Origin of the sequence: Klebsiella sp. 141161, from assembly GCF_050600815.1 — a bacterium.
Taxonomy (GTDB): domain Bacteria; phylum Pseudomonadota; class Gammaproteobacteria; order Enterobacterales; family Enterobacteriaceae; genus Klebsiella; species Klebsiella aerogenes.
Genome location: NZ_JAQIRN010000008.1, coordinates 232,954 through 239,888 on the forward strand (window position 1 = coordinate 232,954; position 6,935 = coordinate 239,888).

Here is a 6,935-nt window from a genome sequence, read left to right on the forward strand (position 1 = left end):
TCAGTGCGCGTGGGCGGCGGGGGCCGCTGTATCGGGATCCTGCGCGCGCATGCGCTCCAGCGCGCCGGAGATATTGGCTTCCGAGTCGATCAGGAACAGGCCGCTGGTGACCACCTGCTCACCCTCTTGTAGCCCGCTACGAATGGCCGTAACGCCATTGGATTCGTGGAATACCTGCACGAGCTTCGGCACGAAGCGCCCCTCGTTATCCACGGTAATCACTCGCTGCTCGTTGCCGCTGTCGATCAACGCTTTTGATGGGATCAGCAGCATCGGCGCGCTTTCGCTGGTCAGTTTCAGATAGGCGTTCATCCCCGGCTTCAGCGCGTCATCCGGGTTGTTGACCTGCAGGCGCAGCTGCAGGGTACGGGTGGCGCTATCGACGCTGGGGAGAATGGTCCATTTGTTGATGCTGAAGGTTTTGCCCGGCCAGGCGGGAACCTGAATGGCGAACTGCGAGGCGTCTTTAATCAACCAGGCGATGGATTCCGGCACCGCCACGCTGACCCACACCGGGTCCATGCCCTGAATTTTCGCCACCACATTATCTTTGGCGATATTCATTCCGGCGCGCAGATCGAAGGCGGTAATAACGCCATCGATCGGTGCTTTGAGGGTAAAGCGGGTCTGGATTTTGCGCGTGGTTTTCAGGCGGCGGATATCGTCATCCGGCATTCCGGCGAGGCGCAGACGCTCGAGGATCCCCTCGACCTGCGTAGCGGTGCCCCCGGTCTCCTGCAATAAAAGATATTCGCTCTGCGCTTCCACCCAGTCCGGGATGGTCAGCTCGAGTAACGGCGTGCCTTGCTTGACTTTGTCGCCGACGGTCAGCGGATAGACTTTATTGATAAAGCCCGCCGCCCGCGCCTGCATAATCACGTACTGATACTCGTTATAGCTGATGTTGGCCGGGAAGGTCTGGGCGTAGCGCAGCGGCCCGCGGGTGACCGCGGCGGTTTTTACGCCGAGGTTTTGGGTCTGCGTCGGGTCGATACGTACCCCCGGCGCACCGGCGGCGGCACTCTCCTCATCAGCGTATTTCGGCACCAGGTCCATATCCATAAACGGCGATTTACCCGGTTTATCAAAGCGAGTATTCGGGTACATCGGGTCGTACCAGAACAGCACTTTGCGCTGCTGCTCGGTCGCGGATGCGCTATTCAGGGGCGGCGTCAGTCGGGTATACAGCGCCGCGGTAAGCGCGCCGCCAATCAGCATGCTGCCAAGGATCAGCGCCGTATTTTTCAGTGTCAGGGATGCCATGTGTCGTCCATTCAGTTGTTGAGGAGCCTACCGTCGCCGGGCCGTTATTGGGCGCGGATATCCTGTAACAGCGACAGATTGCCCTGCTGAACGAAGGTGAAATCCACGCTGTCGCCGTTCTTCACATTGTTGAGCTGTGTCTGCGGGGTGATGGTGAAGCGCATGGTCATCGGCGGCCAGTTCACCGCCGGGATGGCTTCGTGGGCGATAGTGATTTTTTTATTATCCATATCAATGGCTTTAATGATGCCTTTGCCAGTGATGCTTTGCGTCTGCGCGGCTGCGGGCTGCTCGTGCATTGCCATACCGGCGTGCGGGTCGGCGGCCTGGGCCGCGAACACTGCGCCAGAGAACAGGGTGAACAGGGCGAATTTAGACAGTGAATTCATAATCAAAACTCCTCGGGTTATTCCATCCAGCCGCCGCCGAGGGCGGTGAACAGGGTGATTTCATTAGCCTGACGGGAATAGTTGAGTTCCAGCAGGGTTTGTCGGGTGGTGAAAATGTCGCGCTGGGCGCTCAGGACTTCGATGTAGCTGACCGCGCCGTGACGATAGAGCGCAGTAGCGCGCTGCAGGGTGATATTTAGTGAAGCGAGATAGCGCTCCTGGGCGGCAATTTGATCGGCCAGGCTCTGGCGCAGGGCCAGCGCGTCGGCCACCTCTTTAAAGGCGGACTGTATTTTTTGCTCATAGTTGACCACCTGCTGCTGCTGGCGGATCTCCGCCAGGTCAAGGTTGGCCTGATTACGCCCGGCGTTGAAAATCGGCAGTTCAATTTTGGGGATAAAGTTCCACATCGCGCTGCCGGCGTTAAACAGGCTGGAGAGCTCGCTGCTGCTGCCGGAGAGCGAGCTGGTCAGGGTAATCGATGGGAAGAAGGCCGCCCGCGCGGCGCCGATATTGGCGTTGGCCGCCAACAGGCTGTGTTCAGCCTCTAAAATATCCGGCCGCTGCAACAGGATCTCTGAGGAGAGCGACGGCGGCAGGGTTACGCCTTTCAGGTCCACCGCGCTGCTGGCGCTATCGTCCGGCAGCCGTTGATAGCTGCCGAGCAGTAGTTGCAGGGCGTTATTGGCCTGCGCCAGTTGACCTTGCCGTTTGGCGATATCGGCGCGGGTGCTTTCGATCATGCCGCGCGCCTGTTCCAGCGCCAGGACGGTGGTGCTGCCGGTCAGCAGCTGTTTTTCAACGAAGGCGTAAGACTGCTGATAGTTCTGTAAGGTGTCGTTCGCCACCTGTAGCTGCGCCGCCGCCAGACGCTGGTTGAAGTAGCTTTGTGAAACGTTAGCAATCAACAGGATATGCACCGCGCGCCGCGCCTCTTCGCTGGCGAAGAAGTTCTGCCGGTCGGCCTCGCTAAGGTTTTTCAACCGGCCAAAGAAGTCGAGATCGTAGCTGAGATTCAAGCCAGCGGCATAATCGCTGCTGGTGGTGGTGTCGCCTTTGAGCTTGCCGCCATAGGTGGTGCTGCCGTCGCCGTTAAGCTGTGGGTAGCGGTCGGCGTCGGTGACCCGGTACTGGGCGCGGGCTTCCTGCACTTTCAGCGCCGCCATCCGTAGATCGCGATTGTTGGTCAGCGCGGTACTAATCAGGCTTTTTACCTGCGGGTCGACGAAAAAGCTGCGCCAACCGGTCTCCTGGTAGCCCGCCGTCGCGGTAACCAGTTTGTTCTGGCTGAGAGAGAACTGCTGCGGCACCGGCGCGGTGGGGCGCTGGTAGTCCGGAGCAAGTGACAGACAGCCGGTTAAGGCGAATATCACGCTGAGAGAAAGAAGCTTAATTGGGCGCATGACGGCAGACGGTTTTCGGCGATTTATCAATGGCGGATACTTTACGCAGCGGGCTCTGTTCAACGCGTGACAGGAAAATGACAAAGCTGTCATTTTCCTGATATTTCATTGCTATCCGGAGGGGCTCCTCTAAAATTGAATACCCGCACAGAGTGCGCGTGAAGGAGCCAGCCGTGAAGATTTTGATTGTCGAAGATGAGAAGAAAACCGGGGAGTACCTGACCAAAGGGCTTACCGAAGCCGGATTCGTCGTCGACCTGGCCGACAACGGCCTTAACGGTTATCACCTGGCGATGACCAGCGACTACGATCTGCTGATCCTCGACATCATGCTGCCGGACGTCAACGGCTGGGATATCGTGCGCATGCTGCGCGCCGCCAATAAAGGGATGCCGATCCTGCTGCTCACCGCGCTTGGCACTATCGAGCATCGGGTGAAGGGGCTGGAGCTGGGCGCCGACGACTATCTGGTGAAGCCCTTTGCTTTTGCGGAACTGCTGGCGCGGGTGCGCACTCTGCTACGTCGCGGGGCGGCAGTAATAGTAGAAAGCCAGTTTCAGGCGGCCGATCTCAGCGTTGATTTGGTCAGCCGCAAGGTGATGCGCGGCGCGACTCGTATCACCCTGACCAGCAAAGAGTTTACCCTGCTGGAATTCTTCTTGCGCCATCAGGGTGAGGTGCTACCCCGCTCGCTGATCGCGTCGCAGGTGTGGGATATGAATTTCGACAGCGACACTAACGCCATCGACGTGGCGGTGAAGCGGCTGCGCGCCAAAATCGATAACGACTTCGAGCCGAAGCTTATCCAGACCGTGCGCGGCGTCGGCTATATGCTTGAGGTGCCGGATGGCCGCTAAGCGCCCCTTTTCGCTGGCCACCCGGCTGACCTTCTTTATCAGCCTCGCCACCATCATCGCTTTCTTTGCCTTCACTTGGATCATGATCCATTCGGTGAAGGCCCACTTTGAAGAGCGCGACGTTCACGATCTCAAGCAGCTCAGCACCACGCTTGAGACGGTGCTCAACCACGCCGACTACCCGCAGGAGCGGAGGCTGGAGATCTTAAAAAACGTGATTGGCGGCTACGCTAACGTCTTTATCTGTCTGGATGATGCCGAGGGCAATATCTTATTTCAGTCGCCAGACGGCCCGGAACTCAGCCATATTATGAGTACGCCGGGGCTGGCGATGAAGTTGCGCGACGGTAATGTGATTTCATGGACTGACCCGCAGCCGCGGGAAATGGTTCATGATAATCATCAAATGGAGACCCGCTCCTGGCGGCTAATCATGTTGCCGCTCGGCAAGCAGTCGGACGGTAAACCGGCCTGGCATCTGCTGATGGCTTTATCGATCGACTTTCACCTGCACTATATTAATGAACTCAAAGCGAAGCTGATTTCCGCGGCGTCGATAATCAGCCTGTTGATTATCGCCATCGTGCTGTTTGTGGTCTATCAGGGGCATAAGCCGATCCGCCAGATTAGCCGCCAGATCCAGAATATTACCTCGCGGGATCTCGATGTGCGCCTCGACCCGCAGGCGGTGCCCATCGAGCTGGAGCGGCTGGCGCTGTCGTTTAACCATATGCTGGAGCGGATAGAGGATGTCTTTACCCGCCAGTCTAATTTCTCCGCCGATATCGCCCATGAAATCCGTACGCCGATTACCAACCTGGTGACGCAAACCGAAATCGCCTTGAGCCAAAGCCGCAGCCAGCAGGAGCTGGAAGAGGTGCTCTATTCCAATCTCGAAGAGTTCTCGCGCATGTCGCGGATGGTCAGCGATATGCTGTTCCTTGCCCAGGCGGATAATAACCAGTTAATCCCTGAACAACGGGCGCTGGATCTGGCCGAGGAAGTGAATAAGGTGTTTGAGTTCTTTGAAGCGTGGGCGGAAGAGAAAGAGGTGGCGCTGCGTTTTGTCGGTAGCCACTGCCGGGTGATTGGCGACCCGCTGATGCTGCGGCGGGCAATCAGCAACCTGCTGTCGAACGCGATCCGCTATACGCCGGCCGGACAGGCGGTGACCATTCAGTTGAGCGAAAGTGCCGAAAAGATCCGTCTGGTGGTGGAGAACCCCGGCGCGCCGATTGCTGCTGAACATTTGCCGCGCCTGTTTGACCGTTTCTATCGCGTCGACCCGTCGCGCCAGCGCAAAGGCGAGGGCAGCGGCATCGGTCTGGCGATTGTAAAATCGATTGTCAGCGCCCATCACGGCAGCGTAGCGGTGCAGTCCGATCTGCGCTCTACGCGCTTTATTATCGTGCTGCCGAAATATGCGCAATAACGGCTGAAAGCAAGCGGGCAGCGCCAGGCGGCTGCCCGCAGTATTGCCGTTCTTTTACTCTTCGAAGTACCAGTAGCCCTGATTAATCAGCCGCGTCAGCTCGCTCACGAATTCTGGATTTTGCAGGCCGCTGCCGAGCTCTTCTTGACCTAATGAGGTATAGCGGCACAATGCATCCAGCGCCTCGGCATCGGTGGTATCCAGCTGTTCGCTATGTACGAAGAAGCTGTCGCCGATATGCAGAACGCGCAGTCCGCTCAGGCGAGAAAGCTTTTCGCCGCCCAGCAGCGCATCGACCACTTCCTCTTCTTCATATGCCGGTTCCGCCGGAGCAATATCCAGCTCGTGACGCGGCGTGGTGACGAAACTGCCGAACCACTGCTTGAAGTCTTCTGGTTGGCGAATCATGTCGATCATCATGTTGCGCAGACGGTCGAGTTCATACTCTTCAACCCGGCCCGGATGGTCGCGGCAGGTGAGGTCCGGATCGCTGTAGTGTTCGCCGCCGAGATCGTTTTCCAGCACATAGTCGGCGAAGCTGCTGATCAGGTCGCGGCCATTTGGACCGCGGAAGCCGACGGAGTAGTTCAGCGCCGTTTCGTGAGTTACGCCGTCGTGCGGGAATCCCGGTGGAATATAGAGGATGTCGCCCGGCTCCAGATCTTCATCAATGATCGGTGGGAACGGATCGACGTGCAGCAGTGCCGGATGCGGACAGAACTGACGCATCGGCAGTTTATCGCCCACGCGCCAGCGGCGGCTGCCCATGCCCTGAATAATAAAGACGTCATACTGATCGATATGCGGGCCTACGCCGCCGCCGGGGACGGAGAAGGAGATCATCAGGTCGTCTAAACGCCAGTCAGGCAGCACGCGGAACGGGCGCACCAGCTCGGCGGCCGGCATATGCCAGTGGTTTACCGCCTGGGCCAGCAATGACCAGCCGCTTTCGCCCAGCCCGTCGAAATGCTCAAATGGACCGTTACTGGCCTGCCATTTACCGTTGACCAGGCTGACCAGCCGGCTATCGACTTCCGGCTCCATGGCTAACCCGGCCAGCTCGTCTGGCGTGATGGGGTCGATGAAGTTCGGAAACGCCTTCTTTAATACGACCGGCTGCTTTTGCCAGTACTTCTCTAAAAACTCGGGCCAGTTAATGTTGAGTTGATAAGCCATAGATTATTACCAATAGGAAGAAACGGCTCTGATTATAGAAAGATGACGAAGCGGGGCGCTTTGTCATGGGTCAAGAGTGGTGCTTAATTCACCATTGGCGTGATAGCGGCGGTGGGGAAACGAGAAAAATCGCGTTTTCGCAAAAAAGTGGTTTCGGTAGGGAATGCGCTGCAGGCCGCATGAATACTGGGTTTTGTCGATTCGGTCTTCCCGAGGATAAACGTGAAAAGCTTAATAAATGAGCGCTTGATAAGTTTTTTGTATTTTAAGGCTTGCTATATCTCAGCAGCTCCCTATAATGCGCTCCCACTGACACGGCAGATGTGAATCACTTCACACAAACAGCCGGTTCGGTTGAAGAGAAAAATTCTGAAATTCAGGGTTGACTCTGAAAGAGGAAAGCGTAATATACGCC

Annotated in this window: 7 protein-coding genes; 2 read left to right on the forward strand and 5 right to left on the reverse strand. The window is 57.4% G+C overall.

Translation table 11 applies throughout. The features are described from left to right. The 4 genes from PGR79_RS20285 to PGR79_RS20300 are packed head-to-tail and all read right to left on the reverse strand — an operon-like array spanning nucleotide 1 to nucleotide 3,164. Nucleotides 1–1,263 (reverse strand): efflux RND transporter periplasmic adaptor subunit, encoded by a 1,263-nt coding sequence (locus PGR79_RS20285; protein ID WP_430922404.1) that lies wholly within the window; start codon nucleotides 1,261–1,263, stop codon nucleotides 1–3. Between the two features lie 44 nt (nucleotides 1,264–1,307). After that, complete coding sequence (cusF, locus tag PGR79_RS20290; RefSeq protein ID WP_430922406.1) at nucleotides 1,308–1,652, reverse strand: cation efflux system protein CusF; 345 nt, start codon at nucleotides 1,650–1,652, stop codon at nucleotides 1,308–1,310. 17 nt (nucleotides 1,653–1,669) lie between these two features. Beyond that, nucleotides 1,670–3,055 carry an efflux transporter outer membrane subunit gene (locus PGR79_RS20295; RefSeq protein ID WP_430922408.1) on the reverse strand — a complete coding sequence of 462 codons (1,386 nt, stop codon included), beginning with the start codon at nucleotides 3,053–3,055 and terminating at the stop codon, nucleotides 1,670–1,672. Next, entirely contained in the window at nucleotides 3,042–3,164 is a 123-nt protein-coding gene (locus PGR79_RS20300; RefSeq protein ID WP_257394921.1) for a hypothetical protein, read from the reverse strand. Before PGR79_RS20300 ends, PGR79_RS20295 begins: the two co-directional genes overlap by 14 nt. Before the next feature lie 64 nt (nucleotides 3,165–3,228). On the opposite strand from PGR79_RS20300, the gene cusR reads away from it, so the two are divergent. Further along, nucleotides 3,229–3,912 carry a copper response regulator transcription factor CusR gene (gene cusR, locus PGR79_RS20305; RefSeq protein ID WP_047046104.1) on the forward strand — a complete coding sequence of 228 codons (684 nt, stop codon included), beginning with the start codon at nucleotides 3,229–3,231 and terminating at the stop codon, nucleotides 3,910–3,912. Next, nucleotides 3,902–5,344, forward strand: a complete 1,443-nt coding sequence (locus PGR79_RS20310; protein WP_087858381.1) for a Cu(+)/Ag(+) sensor histidine kinase — start codon at nucleotides 3,902–3,904, stop codon at nucleotides 5,342–5,344. Before cusR ends, PGR79_RS20310 begins: the two co-directional genes overlap by 11 nt. 54 nt (nucleotides 5,345–5,398) lie before the next feature. Here the strand turns inward: PGR79_RS20310 and PGR79_RS20315 are convergent, their stop codons facing one another. Beyond that, nucleotides 5,399–6,520, reverse strand: a complete 1,122-nt coding sequence (locus tag PGR79_RS20315) for a cupin domain-containing protein (RefSeq protein WP_087858382.1) — start codon at nucleotides 6,518–6,520, stop codon at nucleotides 5,399–5,401. Nucleotides 6,521–6,935 lie beyond the last annotated feature (415 nt).